The sequence below is a fragment of the Gilliamella sp. B3023 genome (assembly GCF_026536845.1).
Lineage (GTDB): Bacteria > Pseudomonadota > Gammaproteobacteria > Enterobacterales > Orbaceae > Gilliamella > Gilliamella apicola_E.
The window spans coordinates 1-1165 of sequence record NZ_JAFNNH010000054.1; the positions used below are offsets into that span (position 1 = coordinate 1).

Consider the following 1165-nt stretch of genomic DNA (forward strand, 5'->3'; position numbering starts at 1 on the left):
ATTCGTTTAACTGTTCGTTTACCTCTTGGGATGTTGTGAGAAGGGATTGTGGTGTTTTTTGCTTCGGTATTTGGCAATGCTTTTGATACCATAGCTCATAGCCACTTAAATCATAATCACCCAATAACTCATAACCCGTTAAATTAGGGCTGGCATTAGGGTAACGTTTAGTAATAGAACGGGTAGGAAATCCACCGCAAATAATAATTTCATCAATTTTTTTTATATACTTTGCCGTTACCTTTAAGCTAAAACCCAATAATTGCTCAACCACATATAATGATTGATTATAAAGCTTTAAAAAATTACCTTCGGAAATAAACTGAACCGGACTTTTACTTAATGCTATTTTATCTTCAATATTCATTTTATATTACTCCTTTAATATCAATATTTTTAACCACCAACCTCGGTGCCCAGCATTTTTGCCGCTTAGCCGCAAAATCGCTTTTTTTTATGGCTAAACGACGTTGACTCCTTGAGTCAGCTTGCTTTTAACCACTCAACACTATTTTTTATCCCCCCCCACCCCCGGTCTAAGGATTAAGGACGAAGAAATAAAAACTAAGGATGGGAGCAAAGGCCGTAGTAGTAGCCGTAGTCCCAATGCAAGTGACCGCTGTATGTGCTCACGAGAAACTGGCTACTACCATACGGGTCACTAGTCCAGTAAAAATCGTTGAGGAAGCTAATGTCTGAATAATCATACATACGACCCCACTCCGAGGAAAAACCTGAACCTATATGACGCATATAATGATCACCAGATGAGGAAGGGGTGGCGCCTAAATTATCACGATTTGAATTTGTTAAATCCTTTACCTTAACATGACGATAACCAATACTATTACACCAAGATAATGTATTAGGATAAGAGTCATACTTAGAACCACGGTTGACGAACCACTGCTTTAAAGTAAAACCATATTTGACGACTGGAGTACCATTAGTATCACGACCGACCAATTCGAAGGTCTGAGGCAAAGATGGAGTGGAAACACGACTAGGACTGGATGAATTAATCTGGGATTGAGTAGCGTAAGGACCAGTTAAAGTAACGCGTACGCTTGTAGCAGTAGAATTAGACATTGTGACTGTGATACCTCCATGAGAAACAGGAGACCAAGACAATCGCTGACTACTACCACTAATATCTAAATCACAG

1 protein-coding gene and 1 pseudogene are annotated in these 1165 nt (G+C 39.1%); both read right to left on the bottom strand.

All coding sequences use genetic code 11. The features are described 5' to 3' along the window. On the bottom strand, positions 1-367 hold a 367-nt coding region (locus J3U16_RS11910; protein ID WP_267343191.1), incomplete at its 3' end, for a hypothetical protein. 197 nt (positions 368-564) lie between these two features. Further along, positions 565-1165, bottom strand: a pseudogene (locus J3U16_RS11915) (hypothetical protein); the annotation flags it as partial.